The organism is Myroides sp. A21 (genome assembly GCF_000807225.1).
Classification (GTDB): Bacteria; Bacteroidota; Bacteroidia; order Flavobacteriales; family Flavobacteriaceae; genus Flavobacterium; species Flavobacterium odoratimimum.
On record NZ_CP010327.1, the window covers coordinates 826,442 to 842,590 of the forward strand.

Below are 16,149 nucleotides of genomic sequence, written 5' to 3' on the forward strand. Positions count from 1 at the left end.
TAGCCTTTTTATTCTTGCTTTTCAATAAAATCTTTTATTTTTCTAAAAAAAGTACCAAAGAAATTTGATTCAAATTTTTCTGCCGTTGGCGATCTAAATTCAGTCTCTTTTGGTTCTTCAGAAACTTTAGGTCTTTCTTGACTTACTGTTTCTATTGGATCTTGTGATACAACTGGTTGTTGCACCACAGGCTCTGCGCGATTAACAACAGGCGCCTCCACTTCTGGAACTCTATTCTCAACAGCAATATCTGCTAATGAAACAGCTCCTTTTATATGATGTCTTTCACTTTCCATTACTAACCCTACCGCAGTAGCGTATAATGGACTAGATATCTCTAAATTAGAATCTCCTGCTAAGTGCTCATTAGGATATCCTATACGAGTATCTATACCAGTGATATATTCTACTAATTGCTTAATATGTTTTAATTCAGAACCACCTCCAGTTAAAACAATACCAGCAATCAGTTTCTTCTGTGGGCTTTCATATCCATAACTCTTAATTTCAGAGAATACCAATTGTATGATCTCTTCTACTCGAGCATGAATAATCTTAGACAAGTTCTTTAAAGATATTTCCTTTGGTTCTTTTCCTCTTAATCCTGGAATAGAAACAATCTCATTATCTTTATTTTCTCCTGGCCAAGCAGACCCAAACTTTACTTTTAGTATCTCAGCTTGACGTTCTATAATAGAACATCCTTCTTTAATATCTTCTGTAATAACATTTCCTCCGAAAGGCACTACAGCTGTATGACGAATAATACCGTCTTTAAAGATAGCTAAGTCCGTTGTACCACCACCGATATCGATAAGTGCTACCCCAGCTTCTTTTTCTTCTTGACTTAGAACTGCTTCAGCTGATGCTAAAGGCTCTAAAGTAATACCTGAAAGCTCTAATCCTGCATCTTTAATACATCTCCCTGCATTCTTTATTAATGCGGCTTGACCTACTACTACATGGAATACAGCTTCCAAACGACTTCCATACATTCCGATAGGTTCCTTAATACCAGGCTCTCCATCTATTTTGAACTCTTGTGGAAGTACGTGTATAATTTCTTCTCCTGGAAGCATACTCAACTTCTGAACTTGAGTAATTAATTGCTCAATGTCCTTGTCTCCTATTACTTCATCAGGATTATCTCTACTTATATAATCACTATGTTGAATACTACGTATATGTTGTCCAGCAATACCTACTACTACATTCTTGATCTTATACCCTGCTGCTGACTCAGCATCAGTAACAGCATTCTGAATAGACTGAATAGTCTGCGTGATATTGTTAACAACACCTCGTTTAACACCTAGACTTTTAGCTTTACCTAATCCTAAAATTTCTAGTTTACCGTATTCGTTTTTCTTTCCAATCATTGCGACAATCTTAGTTGTCCCAATGTCTAAACCTACAGCTATATTTTCTTTTTCCATACTCTTTTTCTATTTCGTGCATACCACTTGTTGGGTAAACTTGAGGTTTATATACTTGTATTTCTCTTGTTCAACATTCTCTCTTATCAAATACTGTACAAAGGCTTTATAGTTTTGTAACTTTATTTCCATTTCATCAAACCCTCCAAACAAAATGTCAAAACGGTTTGTACGACTAATCAACATTAAAGTTCCTTTTGGTTCTATAACAATCCCTGTAATGTCTTCTCTTAAGAATTCGTCCTTGTTGATTAATTCAAGTATTTCCTTAATATCTCTTTCATTACTCTTGTTCACCTTTCCCTGCACCATAGGAACTCTATCAGAAAAATTACTTGATAATGGCATCATTTTCCCTAACTCATCAAGATAATAATTATTATCCCCATCTATCACTCTTCCGATTGCTTTTTTTTGCCAAATATCAACGATTATTTTATTATCTATCGTCAAATAAACATCCGCATTTCTGATTAATTCATTTTTTAGCACGTTTTTCTCTAGATTATTCAAATCTAAAACACTTCTATTAATCTCGGAAATTTTTGGAAATTTATTTTTAAGCAAATTGCGAATTTCACTACTTGTTACAAAGTGTTCTTCACTTTCCTTAAAAACCACATCGATATCCTTAACTTCACGATCATTACTACGTTTATTAGTAAAAGAATACAAAAACAGTAACAGTCCACACAATAGCAATATGCGAACATCTGACCACTTTATTTTCTTAAACAACTTTTCCACGTACTAAAACTTCTATATTATTCTAATCCTTTCTTTATATCTTCTACCATTTCTCCTAAATCACCAGCTCCTATAGTCAAAACTAATTCAGCCTTAGAAGCCTTTAAATAAGGTAATAACTCCTCTTTTTGCAAGACCACTTTATCCACTGATGTCATTTGATCTAACAATGCTGCTGACGTCACTCCTTCTATAGGCAACTCTCTTGCTGGATAAATATCTAATAACACTACATGATCGAAGGTAGATAATGCTATAGCAAACTCACTCATAAAGTCTCTTGTACGACTATACAAATGAGGTTGGAACACAGCTACTATCTTCTTATCACTATATAACTCATGTACCGCCTGACTTACTGCTTGTATTTCTGTCGGGTGATGAGCGTAATCATCTATATAAATAAGATCATCTCTTCTGATCTTATAAGAAAACCTTCTTCTAACACCTTTAAAGCTTCCTAAACCATCTACTAATACATTTGCATCTATTCCGTAATTATAAGCCATAGCGAAGGCTACTAATGCATTAGATAGGTTATGTCTACCTGGTAATCCAAAGCGAACACCTTCAATGCTCTCATTAGGAGTTATAATATCAAAAACATACCATCCATTATCAATAGATATGTTCTCTATTCTATAAATACAGTCCTCTCCAAAACCAACTTTAATACCATTTAAGTCTACTTGTTCAGTTTTAAAGAATTTAGTCTTATCCTCAACCTTATTTGCAAAGTCTTGGAATGCTACTAACATTTCTTCTGCAGTACCAAATATATCTAAGTGATCCGCCTCAGTAGAAGTAATACAAGCTGTATCAGGATACAATCTTAAAAAAGAACGATCAAACTCATCTGCCTCTACTACTGTTACTGTTTTACCACTTCCGATTAAGTTAGTCTGATAATTCTCTACTACTCCACCAACAAATGCTGTTACATCAACACCTGCTTGAAATAATAAATGTCCTAAAATACTTGTTGTTGTAGTCTTACCATGTGTTCCTGCTACTGCAAAACAATAGGTATCCTTAGTTATCAACCCTAATACTTCAGAACGCTTACGAATATCAAATCCATTATCGATAAAATAGTTCCACTCTGTATGTGTACTAGGTATCGCAGGAGTGACTACAACTAAAGTTGTTTCCTTATCCTTATACACATCCTTTACTAACTCTAAATTATCTTCAAAGTGGATATCAATTCCAGCTTCTTTTAATTCATCAGTTAATTGTGTTTCAGTGCGATCATATCCTGCAACATTCTTTCCTATAAATTTAAAATAACGAGCTAAGGCACTCATACCTATGCCTCCGATTCCTATAAAAAATACGCTCTTTATCTTACTTAATTCCATACTTAAATATTCATTATAGCTTCTACTTGATCTACTATATCTTTTGTTGCATTAGGTAACGCTAACCTTCTAAAGTTAGTACCTAACTTATTTTGCAACTCTTTATCTTCTACTAACGCAGTAAATGTTGGCAAGAACTGCTCTGCTAGCTCTGCTTCTTTTAGCAATATTGCTCCTTCTTCGCTTACAATACTCATCGCATTTTTAGTCTGATGATCTTCAGCTACATTAGGAGAAGGAATAAATATAACAGGCTTACCTACCAATGCTAATTCAGAAATAGAAGAAGCTCCTGCTCTAGAAATCACATAGTCTGCTGCTGCATAGGCTAAGTTCATCTTCTCCACAAAAGCAGTTACTAATACCCCCTCTGCCTGATATTTCTTATACTCCTCATAATACAGCTTACCACACTGCCATATAACTTGTATATTCTTCTTCTTTATCTCTTCTAAATTCTCTTCAATCAATTGATTTATTCTCCTAGCTCCAAGACTTCCTCCTAAAACTAAAAGAATGTCTTTAGAACTATCTAATCCAAAAGAACGAATACCTTCCTCCTTCATAGAACTAACATCTAATAAATCATTTCTAACAGGGTTACCTGTCTTTATAATCTTTGACGCAGGAAAGAATCTTTCTAGATGATCATACGCCACACATACCTTATTTACCTTCTTTCCTAATAACTTATTCGTTATACCTGGAAAGGAATTCTGCTCTTGGATTAATGTCGGTATATTCTTACCAGCAGCAACTTTCACTACAGCTCCACTAGCAAAACCTCCAGTACCAATTACTACATCTGGTTTAAACTTTTTAATTATTTTACCAGACTTCCATAAACTACTAATCAGTTTAAACGGAAACGCAAGATTATCTACAGTCAACTTTCGTTGAATACCTGATATCCATAATCCTTCTATCTTATAACCTGCCTGCGGCACCTTCTGCATCTCCATTTTATTCTCAGCTCCTACGAACAAGATTTCAGCATCTGCATACCTTGCCTTAATCTCATTAGCAATAGCTATCGCAGGATAGATATGTCCTCCTGTTCCTCCTCCACTTAATATGACTCTCGGTGCACGTTTCATTTATTATATTATTTCCTATATTCTATTTTACTAATTCTTGATTTTGCCTAAGCTCTTCTTGTTTACCTAGCTCTTCTTGCATACGCTCTTCCTCTATCATTCTTTCCATCTCTTGTTTCTGTATCTCCTGTTCTTTTTTGGTAACACTTAGAATCACTCCTAACGAAATACAAGTCATCCAGATCGATGTTCCTCCACTACTAATCAGAGGTAACGTTTGTCCTGTCGTAGGCAGTAACGACACAGCTACTCCCATATTGATCAAGGCTTGGAATATAAAATAAAACCCTAACCCAGTAACCAACAACTTCCCAAATAAAGTCGGAGCCTTATGTGCTGCAATCAAAAACCTAAAGAACAAATACAGATAAAGAAACAGTATCGATAGTCCACCCACCATACCATATTCTTCAACAATAATAGCATAAATAAAATCCGATGAAGACTGTGGTAAAAAGTTCTTCTGAACACTTTTCCCAGGCCCTTTTCCCACTAATCCACCAGATGCGATAGCTATCTTAGCGTTGTCAACTTGATAAAGATCCTTTCCTCCTTCATCTGCATTAGCGAATCTATCTATACGACTTATCCATGTATCTACACGGTTAGGCATCGTTCCTTCAGGTAAAGCTTTTGCTGCCAATACAAACAAGGTCACAAACAACATTCCTGCTCCAAAAATAGCTGCTAGATATTTAAAAGGATACTTCCCCACAAATACCAATATACCAACCATCAAGAAGATCAAAGCTGCTGTAGAAAAGTTAGCTGGAAAGATTAATCCAACTACAACCATAACAGGCAACCATAACTCTAATACTGAAGGCCAAAACTCAACTTTCTTATCTTGAATACTGACCAGATACTGCGCTACATACCCTAGTACAACTACAGCTGCTATCGCAGATGGTTGTATCTGAATAACGCCTAAGTCTAACCACCTACTCGCATTTGCTCCTCCTATGGTCTTACCTTGAATCAAAGTAAAGAACAGTAACACAATGGCTACTGGCATCATAAGAATGGACAATTGCCTAAAATATCTATACTCTAGTTTATGTGCTAAATACAATAACACAAAACCAATAGATAAGTGAGCAAAATGCTTAAACAAATAAGAGAATGTAGACTTCCCTGTACCTATCGTATAAACTAAGTTAGTACTCGCACTATATACAGGTACAAACGAAAATAAGGCCAGTAAAAATATTACTGTCCATATATGTTTATCCCCATATAAATTAGCAACTAACTTTTTCATTTTATCTTATAGATTATTTACTTCAGCTTTAAACTGATGTCCTCTATCTTCGTAATTTTTAAATAAATCAAAACTTGCACAGGCTGGTGACAGTAATACTGTATCACCACTCTCAGCTAAGCGTTGTGCCATCTTCACAGCATCCTCCATACTCTGAACCTCGATCAATGTGTCCACTACCTGTTCATAAGCTGCTTTTATCTTACTATTATCAACACCTAGACAAATAATACTCTTTACTTTCTCGCGAACTAAAGGCATTAACTCATCATAATCATTTCCTTTATCTACTCCTCCAACAATCCATACTGTTGGTGTCTTCATACTTTCTAATGCAAAAAAGGTAGCGTTGATATTAGTTGCTTTAGAGTCATTTATATACTGAACATTCTCTACTTTCATTACCTTTTCTAAACGATGTTCAGCTCCTTGAAAATCGGATAAGCTCTCTCTAATACTTTGCTTTCTTATTCTTTTTAATTGTGCCACAGCCGTAGCTGCCATAGCATTCTTAACATTGTGCTTTCCTTCAACACCCAATTCGCTAATTGGTAATACCACTGTTTCCTTGTCCATAGCCACTACAATATTTTGCCCTTCTAAATAAGCTCCATATTCTAACTTTTTAGTAATAGAAAATGGTACTCTTTTAGCGGCAGTTTTATTATTAGTTAACCAACGTTGAATCTCCACATCATCATCATCATAGATTAAATAATCCTCTTTGGTTTGATTCAATGTAATTCTAAACTTAGCATTGATATAATTTTCATATTTATAATCATATCGATCTAAGTGATCTGGGCTAATATTAGTAATAACAGCGATATGAGGTCTAAACTTGCGTATGCCATCTAATTGAAAACTGCTCAATTCTAACACATAACACTTTTCAGGATTCACAGCTACCTGCTTAGCGTAGCTATCACCTATATTTCCTCCTATACCAACGTTCAATCCTCCCTTACTCAATAGATGGTAAGTAAGCATCGTCGTTGTTGTTTTTCCATTACTACCTGTTATAGCGACAGATGGCTCTGTATTAAAAGTATAAGCAAACTCTATCTCCGAAATAACATCAATATCCGCTGCTAATGCTTTTTGAATAATAGCTACTTTATCTGGTATCCCAGGACTTTTAACTATTATATCACCACTCAATATTTCTGTTTCTGTATGTCTTCCTTCTTCCCAGCGTACATTGAACTCATTAAGAACAGCCTTGTACTTATCTTCAATCTGTCCAAAATCTGAAACGAATACATCATACCCTTTGGTCATAGCTAGTACAGCTGTACCTACTCCACTTTCTCCTGCTCCTAATACAACTACCTTCATACTATCTAATTTTTAAAGAAACAATACAGAATATTCCTAACAATATTCCGATAATCCAAAAACGAGTTACAATCTTACTCTCGTGATATCCTTTCTTTTGGAAATGGTGATGAAGTGGTGACATTAAAAATATCCTTCTTCCTTCTCCATATTTCTTTTTTGTATATTTAAAGTAACCTACCTGTAATACTACTGATAAGTTCTCTGCTAAAAATATTCCACATAATACTGGAATGATTAATTCTTTTCGTACAGCTATAGCTAATACTGCTATAATACCTCCGATAGTTAAACTACCCGTATCCCCCATAAATACCTGAGCAGGATAAGTATTATACCATAAGAACCCTATCAATGCACCCATAAAGGAGGCTATATAAATAGTCATCTCACCTGAATGGGGTATGTACATTACATTCAAATAGGCTGATAACACAACGTTCCCCGAAATAAACGCAAAAATTCCCAACACAAATGTTGAGATTGCTGATGTACCGGCAGCCAATCCATCGATACCATCTGTTAGGTTAGCTCCGTTAGAGACAGCTGTCACAATAAATATCACAATAGGAATAAAGATCAACCAAGTATATTTCTCTGCTCCTTCTCCTAACCAACTGATTAAAATCGAATAATCAAATTCATTATCTTTTAGAAAAGGAATAGTCGTTGCTGTTGATTTTACATCGTATCTACTAGCTACATCTTCTACTAAAGCTCTATTCGCAGGCATTTCTCTGACTGTCACAGTAGGGCTAAAATAAAGCACTGCTCCTACGATTAATCCTAGTCCTACCTGTCCTATTACTTTAAATCGTCCTTTTAGTCCTTCTTTATCTTTTTTCTTCATCTTTAGATAATCATCTAAGAATCCAATAGTCCCCATCCATACTGTCGTTAATAAAAGTAATAAAACGTATGTATTGTCAAGTTTTGCAAACAATAGAACTGGTATAAGAGTTGCTACAATAATGATTAGTCCTCCCATAGTTGGTGTACCTGCTTTTTCCTTCTGCCCTTCTAATCCAAGCTCACGCACAGTCTCACCAATCTGCATTTTTCGTAGATATTTGATAATTCTCTTACCGTAGATGATCGAAATCAGCAATGAGAATATCATAGCCATACCTGATCGGAAAGTGATGTATTGAAACATCCCCGCCCCAGGAATTTTGAAATAATCATCTAAGTACTCAAATAAATAATATAACATACCTTAAATCTCCCTTATTCTATTGTTCTAAAAATTCAGTTACAATCTCTAAATCATTAAAATGATTTCTTACCCCTTTAATCTCCTGATAAGTCTCATGTCCCTTACCAGCGATTAAAATAATATCCCCAGCTTCTGCCTGCTGACAAGCTAATTTGATAGCTTGCTTACGATCTACCACTATTATCGTCTTCATCGTATTCTGAGGCTCCACTCCTTTTTCCATTTCTTCTAAGATTACAACAGGGTCTTCGAATCGTGGGTTATCTGAAGTGAATATTACTTTATTACTCAGTTCTGAGGCTATCTGTGCCATCTCTGGTCTTTTTGTTTTATCTCTATTACCTCCACATCCTACTACTGTGATCAGCTTCTCATTATAAGTACGAATAGAGTTAATTGTTTCTACTACATTTTTTAATGCGTCAGGTGTGTGAGCGTAATCTACTATAGCAGTAACCTTCTTAGAAGATACTACGTATTGGAATCTTCCTGCTACACTAGTTAACTTACTTACTTCTAACAAAGCCTCATCTTCATTCACTCCTAATTGAATAGCTGCTGCATAAACAGCCAATAGATTAGAAGCATTGAAGAGTCCTATTAGTTGAACCCAAATCTCTCGCTGATTAATCTTCATCAGCATTCCTGAGAACTGACTTTCTAATACTTCTGCTTTATAATCAGCTACATTCTTAAGACCGTAAGTCTTGATAGTTGCATCTGTATTTTGGGTCATAATCAACCCATTTTTATCATCTACATTCGTTATTGCAAAAGAACCTTTAGGCAACTGATCGAAAAAGGCTTTCTTCGCATTTCTATATTCAGCAAATGTTTTGTGATAATCTAGATGATCGTGTGTTAGGTTAGTAAATATCCCTCCATCAAACTCTAGACTATGTGTACGCATCTGAACAATACCATGCGAACTAACTTCCATAAAACAGTATTCACATCCAGCCTCTACCATCTCATTTAAATAATGATTGATCGTAAGAGAATCTGGCGTAGTATGAGTAGCATTATAATCTATATCTCCTACTTTTATAACTACAGTAGACAATAAACCTGCCTCGTATCCTAAATTCTTAAACAATGTATATAGTAGAGTAGCAATAGTCGTTTTACCATTGGTACCTGTTACTCCTACTAATTTTAATTTAGAAGAAGGATTGTCATAAAAATTACTAGCAACGATGGCTAATGCCTTATTACTATCTTCTACTAAAATATAAGTTACTCCTTGTGCAATATCAACTGGTAGTTTCTCACAAATAACAGCACTAGCACCATCTTTGATTGCTTGTGTGATATAATCATGACCATCTACTACAGTACCAGGTATAGCTACAAATAGAGTCTCTTTTGAAACTTCACGTGAATCAAATGCAATCTTTGCTATAGAAAGTTCTAAATCACCTCCTGTAACAGATATCATTTTTGCTTTGTATAATAATTCGTTTAACTTTTTCACGATAGTTCTAATACTACTTTTTGATTTCTACTTATTTTTTGTCCAGCTATTACAGACTGTTTCTTTATTTTTCCTATTCCTTTTATTTCTACTTTTAAGCCTAGATTTTCTAAAAGAGGTACTGCATCCATTGCATACATTCCTCTCACATCAGGCATAACTTCAAGATTATCCATTACTATTTCATGATAATCTTGGTAACTCGTTCTCACATTAGATGGTACTTCATCTATATTGCTCAAACTTGTTGTTGTAGGCACATCCGTATATATCTTCTGTGCTATACGTTTAAATACTGGTCCAGACACATCCGCACCATAATAACTCTTCGTTCTATCTGGTTTATGTATAATTACTATACATGAATATTTCGGATTCTCTGTCGGGAAATAACCAGCAAAAGAAGAAGAATAATACATATCCTTTCCTTTTCCTTTTCCATAATTTACCTGAGCAGTTCCCGTTTTACCCGCCATTGAGAAATTAGGAGAACCTACTTTTCTACCTGTACCTTTTACAACTACATTAGTCAGTACTCCTTGTACCTGTTTAATAACCTCTGGAGAAGCAATCTGAGGGTTTAAAACCTCTGGTTCAAACTTCACCACTGTTTTATTAAACTCTTTTACTTCTGAGACAAACATTGGTTTCACCATTACTCCATTATTTGCTACTGCATTATACAATGTCAATGTATGTAAAGGTGTTATTGAAATACCATACCCAAAAGCCATCCAAGGCAGCGCTAATCCACTCCAGCCTTTTTTACCAGGTTTCGGTATATAAGGTACACTAGCTCCTTTAATAGGTATATCTAATGCCTTATCCATACCTAGAGTAGATAGATAATTAGTAAACTCACTAGGCTTATCTTTAAATCCTTCATTCACTGCTTGTGTTATTACAGTGTTTGAAGACACCTCTATTCCTCTAGCTAACGATATCTTACCATATCCTCCCCATTTAGAATCACGAACTCTAGCATTATAGAATTTCACAACACCATCATTCGTATCGTATATCCTAGCAGTATCACTTTTACCTTTTTCTAAAAGAGCTAATAATGATGCTAGCTTAAACGTAGAACCAGGCTCGTGTTTCTCTCCTACAGCATAATTAATCGTTTCATAATAATTACCACTTTCAGATCGTCCTAAATTAGAAATAGCCTTAATAGCACCAGTTCCAACTTCCATTACCACCACACACCCATGATCTGCACTATAATACTCTAATTGTTTTAGTAGTGCATGGTGAGCGATATCTTGTATATAGACATCAATGGTAGATACGATATCTTGCCCATCGATAGGCTCTATCTCATTTTCATCATTAATAGGCTTCCATTGATCCTTTCCAAGACTTTGCATCTTTCTACGACCATCTACTCCACTTAAATAAGATGTAAATGCTCCTTCTATTCCCACTCGAGTGAAAGAATTATCCTCATTCTTTCTTTCATACCCGATTGTTCGTTGTGCAATCTTACCAATAGGATGTTGCCTAATTGTTTTTTGCAGAGATATAAGCCCTCCTTTATAAGGGCCTCTTTTTAAAAGAGGAAAGCTTTTAACTCTTACATATTGTGTATAACTAAGATCTTTAGCTATGAATACATATCTGTTTCCATTCTTTCTGGCCTTTCTAAGCAAATTCTCATAATAGCTAGAAGGTTTCTTAAACATCACTCCTAAAGAATCAGATAATGGCTTCACATTCTCATAAAAATCCTTCTCACTAGGTGCCAAACCATCAAAACGAATTTCAAAGACCGGTACAGAAGTCGCTAATAGACTTCCATCTGACGAATACACATTCCCTCTATTCGCAGGAATCTCTTCTATCTTTACTCTAGTTTTATCTTGAGCCTTAGCTCTTAGCTCTTTTCCTTCTATCCCTTGGATCTGTACTAATCGATAGACAATCCCCCCTGCAAAGAGCAAAACCAAAGCAGAGATAAGGTATATATTCACATAAATATTCTTATTATTTAGCGCCATAACTTATCCCAAAAACTTTCTTTTTCTACTTCTCTAGTTACTTTAATCTTCGTCGCTGGTGTCTCTGAAGGGAATATCCCATCTTCTTCTAAGTTCTTAGTGATGGTAGATTCCATCTTCAGTTCCATTAACTCTGATCGTGTATCAACAAACTCTGCACGCAACATCTTCACTTCATGAGTTAGTTTTGCTATTTTAAATACTTTCGCCTCATACGACTGAGTATTACCAATTAACAATAAACTTAAAATGATTACATAAATAATAAATGCCCAAGTCTTAGCTGAATTCTCATTAACAAGAATCTTCGCTTTGATAATATCTCCTGGGCTACTTATTTTATTTTTCATTTTTTCTCGGCAATTCTCAATTTCGCAGAGCGAGCTCTATTATTTACTGCAATTTCTTCATCAGTAGGCAAGATTAACTTCCCTAGCTGTTTCATCGGAACTTCAAATCTTCCAAAGAAGTCTTTTTCAGGTTCTCCTTCGAACATTCCGTTTTTCATAAATCGTTTCACTAAACGATCTTCTAATGAATGGTAAGAGATAATGCTCAATCTCCCTTTCGGCTTCAAGACCTCTTGACTTTGCGTCAACATTTCTTTCAATACATCCATTTCCTGATTCACTTCTATTCGAATCGCTTGATATATCTGAGCCAAAATTCTAGCACTCTTATGTGCAGGTAAGAATCTAGCCAACACCTCTTTTAATTCATCTGTATTCTTGATTGGGGCATCTGTTCTAGCTTTGACAATTGTATTTGCAATTGCTCCGGCATTTTTTAATTCCCCATACATATAAAACATATTTCTAAGGTCTGCTTCTTCATACTCATTCACCACGTTAAAAGCAGAGATATCTCCAGACTGATTCATTCTCATATCTAGCTCACCATCGAATCTAGTCGAGAATCCTCTCTCTGGCACGTCGAACTGATGTGATGACACTCCTAAATCTCCTAACACTCCATCTACCTCCTTCACTCCATGAAAACGCAAATAACGTTTCAGGTATCTAAAGTTTTGATTAATCAAAGTAAACCTTGGGTCATCTATCGCATTAGCTAATGCATCCTCATCTTGATCAAATGCAAACAACTTTCCTTCACTTCCTAGACGGTTAAGTATCTCTCTAGAGTGCCCTCCTCCTCCGAATGTCACATCTACATAGACACCATTCGGATCAGTAATTAATCCATCAATACTCTCTGTCAACAAAACAGGTCTGTGATAACCGTATTCTTCTTTACTCATCAAAACTTATATTACTCATTACATCCTGAGCCAACTCTCCGAAATCAAAATCATCTACCTCTAGCGTTGCCTCATACAATTTCTTATCCCAAATTTCCATTATATTCACTTTAGACGAAAAAACAAGATCCTTGCTTATTTGTGCAAAGTCGATTAAGTCTTTCGCTATCAAAAGACGTCCTGCATCATCTATTTCAACATTCTTTACACCGGCCATAAAACGACGAATAAAAGCATCATTCTTTTTATCAAAAGGATTCAACTTTCCTATTTTGCTCATCATTTTATCCCATTCCGCCATCGGCCATAACTCTAAACAGCTCTCAAAAACAGAACGTTTTAATACAAAACCATCACCAATACCAGGCAACTGCTTCTTTAGAGAAGCAGGTACTAGCACCCTTCCTTTGGCGTCTATTTTGCATTCATATGTTCCGATTATTGCCATCTATGTACACCTATAAATATAATCTTAGCAAATGTAGTCAATTTTTTACCACAATTTACCACTTTTTCCCACTTTGTTGATAAGTTTTGAGTGTTAAACTAAATAATTCAAGTAAATAGGGTAATCAGCTGACTAATAGCCCTTAATTTTAAAATACAAATCACAATTCGAACCCTCGCATTTGACTATAAAAATGCTTTTATCAACATCCATAAATTAGCATTTACAACAAGGCCAGAAGCGCTGAAATGGACAAATTCACACTTTTACAATAAATTATTACTCCTTTTAGAATTTTTCTCATATTTAAAAACGTATATTTGTGGGAATTTAAAAATCGCATTTAGAAACTACATGGAGCGAACTTTAAAAGAAGATGGTAAATTCCGTTTTATAGAAATTGGCGAAGGTACACCAATTGTTATCTTACACGGATTAATGGGAGGTCTGAGCAATTTTGATGGTGTTACAAATTTTTTCCCAAATGAAGGTTACAAAGTAGTTCTTCCAGAACTTCCACTTTACACGAACAGTATTTTAAAAACGAATGTAAAGGCTTTCGCAAAATTTGTAAAAGATTTTATAGATAGAAGAGGTTATAAAAAAGTGATCTTGCTAGGAAATTCTCTAGGAGGACATATCGCTTTGTACTTTTCAAAAATGTATCCTGAATATCTTCAAGCGATGGTATTAACAGGAAGCTCTGGCTTATACGAAAGTGCTATGGGAGACAGTTACCCTAAACGTGGGGACTATGAATATATCAAGAAGAAAGCTGAAGATGTATTTTATCACCCAGAAATAGCTACTAAAGAAATCGTAGACGAAGTCTTTGCTACAGTTAATGATCGAATGAAAGTAATCAAGACTATTACTATCGCCAAAAGTGCGATACGACACAATATGTCTAAAGATTTACCTAAAATAAAAGTACCTACGTGTTTAATCTGGGGAAAGAATGATAAAGTAACCCCTCCTGAAGTAGCTGTAGAGTTCAATGAACTACTACCTGACTCTGACCTGTATTGGATCGATGAGTGTGGACATGCTGCTATGATGGAACACCCAGATCAATTCAACGAATTACTAAACGCGTGGTTTATCAAAAGAAATATCAAGTAAAATGAAAATAAATACAGCTGAATTTGTTGTTAGTAACTCTGACGCTAAGAAGTGTCCTAATGAACCTATCCCTGAATACGCATTCATCGGTAGATCTAATGTAGGTAAGTCTTCTCTGATCAATATGCTTACTAATCAAAAATACTTAGCCAAAACCTCTTCTAGACCAGGAAAGACACAACTAATCAACCACTTTAAAATTAATTCTAATTGGTATTTAGTAGACTTACCAGGTTATGGGTACGCAAAAGTATCTAAAAAGACTAAAGCTGTATTCCAGAAGTTCATCACAGATTACTTCGAGAATAGACAACAATTAGTAAGTGCCTTTGTATTAGTAGATATCAGACATGAGGCTCAGAAGATTGACTTAGAATTCATGCAATACCTAGGAGAGACAGAAGTTCCTTTCTCTATCATCTTTACTAAAGCTGATAAAGTAGGTAAGCAAAAAGTAGCTGGACTAATAGCCGACTACAGAAAGAAAATGTTAGCTGATAACTGGGAAGAAATGCCTCCGTGCTTTGTTACCTCATCAGAAGACAAAACTGGTAGAGACGAAGTCTTAAACTATATCGAAGAAATAAACGTTGAGATGTTTAAAAATCAAAACTTTATATAAAACAAAAAAACTGCTTAATAGCAGTTTTTTTTATTTCTATCATTAGATATAATACTCATTTACTGTAATAATACCTGCCCTAATAGCATATCGCGTTGCATCATACACATTGCTAACACCTAGTTTCTTAAATATATTCTTGCGATGTGTTATCACTGTATGAGCACTAATATTGCGGTCTGCAGCTATCTCCTTAGTCATTTTTCCAGATGCTATTTCTTTTAGTATCTCACGCTCAGCATTAGTAAGCACCTGTTCCACTTTCAGAATACTATCCTGATGTTCTTCCAGCTTCTTCATTATCCAAGGTGCGAGATAGGTCTCCTTAGAAATAGTCTTATAGATACCCTCCTTGATATGTTCTAGCTTATCATTTTGGAAGACAATATTAAAAGCAGAAATGCGATTAGACAAAAACTGTTTTAACCATTGCTCATTTAACTCACTAAAAAACAACAACCATTGTGACTTCTCACTTTGCTCTCGCAGCAGTAGCAATAACTCCGTTTGCTTCTCTAGACATCTACTAAAAGGATCTACAATAATGACTGCACTAGGGTTCTTTAGAAGATAACTCTTTAAGCCCGTCAAATCATCAATCTCAACAATACTTACCTCTCCTGAGCAAACCTCTCTAATAAGCCCTTGTAAAGCGTAACGCGTGATTTCTTGACTCTCTACTATCCCTATATTTAACATCCTTATCTCCTTAAGTTAACTCTTCCACTCCTCTATTGCTAGAATAAAGTATCTTATTAATATTCTACTA

15 protein-coding genes are annotated in these 16,149 nt (G+C 35.2%); 2 read left to right on the forward strand and 13 right to left on the reverse strand.

The annotated features are described in order from the left end of the window. Positions 1-8 precede the first annotated feature (8 nt). From ftsA to mraZ, 12 genes are read right to left on the reverse strand one after another with little or no spacing between them, the layout of a single operon-like run. Positions 9-1,436 (reverse strand): cell division protein FtsA, encoded by a 1,428-nt coding sequence (gene ftsA, locus MYRA21_RS03850; RefSeq protein WP_006259681.1) that lies wholly within the window; start codon positions 1,434-1,436, stop codon positions 9-11. A gap of 9 nt (positions 1,437-1,445) precedes the next feature. Continuing rightward, positions 1,446-2,183 (reverse strand): hypothetical protein, encoded by a 738-nt coding sequence (locus MYRA21_RS03855; RefSeq protein ID WP_006259682.1) that lies wholly within the window; start codon positions 2,181-2,183, stop codon positions 1,446-1,448. A gap of 17 nt (positions 2,184-2,200) precedes the next feature. Beyond that, entirely contained in the window at positions 2,201-3,544 is a 1,344-nt protein-coding gene (murC, locus tag MYRA21_RS03860; protein WP_006259683.1) for a UDP-N-acetylmuramate--L-alanine ligase, read from the reverse strand. A 2-nt stretch (positions 3,545-3,546) separates the two neighbouring features. Beyond that, positions 3,547-4,641 (reverse strand): undecaprenyldiphospho-muramoylpentapeptide beta-N-acetylglucosaminyltransferase, encoded by a 1,095-nt coding sequence (gene murG, locus MYRA21_RS03865; RefSeq protein WP_006259684.1) that lies wholly within the window; start codon positions 4,639-4,641, stop codon positions 3,547-3,549. Between the two features lie 22 nt (positions 4,642-4,663). Then, complete coding sequence (locus tag MYRA21_RS03870) at positions 4,664-5,902, reverse strand: FtsW/RodA/SpoVE family cell cycle protein (protein WP_006259685.1); 1,239 nt, start codon at positions 5,900-5,902, stop codon at positions 4,664-4,666. 6 nt (positions 5,903-5,908) lie between these two features. Then, entirely contained in the window at positions 5,909-7,240 is a 1,332-nt protein-coding gene (gene murD, locus MYRA21_RS03875; RefSeq protein WP_006259686.1) for a UDP-N-acetylmuramoyl-L-alanine--D-glutamate ligase, read from the reverse strand. Position 7,241: 1 nt separating this feature from the next. Beyond that, entirely contained in the window at positions 7,242-8,453 is a 1,212-nt protein-coding gene (gene mraY / locus MYRA21_RS03880; RefSeq protein ID WP_006259687.1) for a phospho-N-acetylmuramoyl-pentapeptide-transferase, read from the reverse strand. Positions 8,454-8,472: 19 nt separating this feature from the next. After that, positions 8,473-9,930: a UDP-N-acetylmuramoyl-L-alanyl-D-glutamate--2,6-diaminopimelate ligase gene (locus MYRA21_RS03885; RefSeq protein ID WP_006259688.1), complete on the reverse strand. Its 1,458-nt coding sequence runs from the start codon at positions 9,928-9,930 to the stop codon at positions 8,473-8,475. After that, on the reverse strand, positions 9,927-11,930 hold the full coding sequence (locus tag MYRA21_RS03890) for a penicillin-binding protein (RefSeq protein WP_006259689.1): 2,004 nt from the start codon (positions 11,928-11,930) through the stop codon (positions 9,927-9,929). The genes MYRA21_RS03885 and MYRA21_RS03890 overlap by 4 nt, the downstream gene beginning before the upstream one ends. Then, positions 11,921-12,280 (reverse strand): FtsL-like putative cell division protein, encoded by a 360-nt coding sequence (locus MYRA21_RS03895; RefSeq protein ID WP_006259690.1) that lies wholly within the window; start codon positions 12,278-12,280, stop codon positions 11,921-11,923. The genes MYRA21_RS03890 and MYRA21_RS03895 overlap by 10 nt, the downstream gene beginning before the upstream one ends. After that, positions 12,277-13,188 (reverse strand): 16S rRNA (cytosine(1402)-N(4))-methyltransferase RsmH, encoded by a 912-nt coding sequence (gene rsmH / locus MYRA21_RS03900; RefSeq protein ID WP_006259691.1) that lies wholly within the window; start codon positions 13,186-13,188, stop codon positions 12,277-12,279. The genes MYRA21_RS03895 and rsmH overlap by 4 nt, the downstream gene beginning before the upstream one ends. After that, the gene (mraZ, locus tag MYRA21_RS03905) at positions 13,181-13,636 is read right to left on the reverse strand and encodes a division/cell wall cluster transcriptional repressor MraZ (RefSeq protein ID WP_006259692.1); all 456 of its coding nucleotides are present in this window, start codon (positions 13,634-13,636) and stop codon (positions 13,181-13,183) included. The genes rsmH and mraZ overlap by 8 nt, the downstream gene beginning before the upstream one ends. Positions 13,637-13,990: 354 nt before the next feature. Between mraZ and MYRA21_RS03910 the strand changes: the two genes are divergently transcribed. Together MYRA21_RS03910 and yihA are read left to right on the forward strand one after the other, a co-directional pair. Further along, positions 13,991-14,758, forward strand: coding sequence for an alpha/beta fold hydrolase (locus MYRA21_RS03910; protein WP_006259693.1), 768 nt, complete (start codon positions 13,991-13,993; stop codon positions 14,756-14,758). A gap of 1 nt (position 14,759) precedes the next feature. Further along, on the forward strand, positions 14,760-15,380 hold the full coding sequence (gene yihA / locus MYRA21_RS03915) for a ribosome biogenesis GTP-binding protein YihA/YsxC (protein WP_006259694.1): 621 nt from the start codon (positions 14,760-14,762) through the stop codon (positions 15,378-15,380). Positions 15,381-15,422: 42 nt separating this feature from the next. Here yihA and MYRA21_RS03920 read toward each other — a convergent pair whose 3' ends face one another. After that, on the reverse strand, positions 15,423-16,079 hold the full coding sequence (locus tag MYRA21_RS03920; RefSeq protein ID WP_006259695.1) for a response regulator transcription factor: 657 nt from the start codon (positions 16,077-16,079) through the stop codon (positions 15,423-15,425). Between the last annotated feature and the right edge of the window lie 70 nt (positions 16,080-16,149).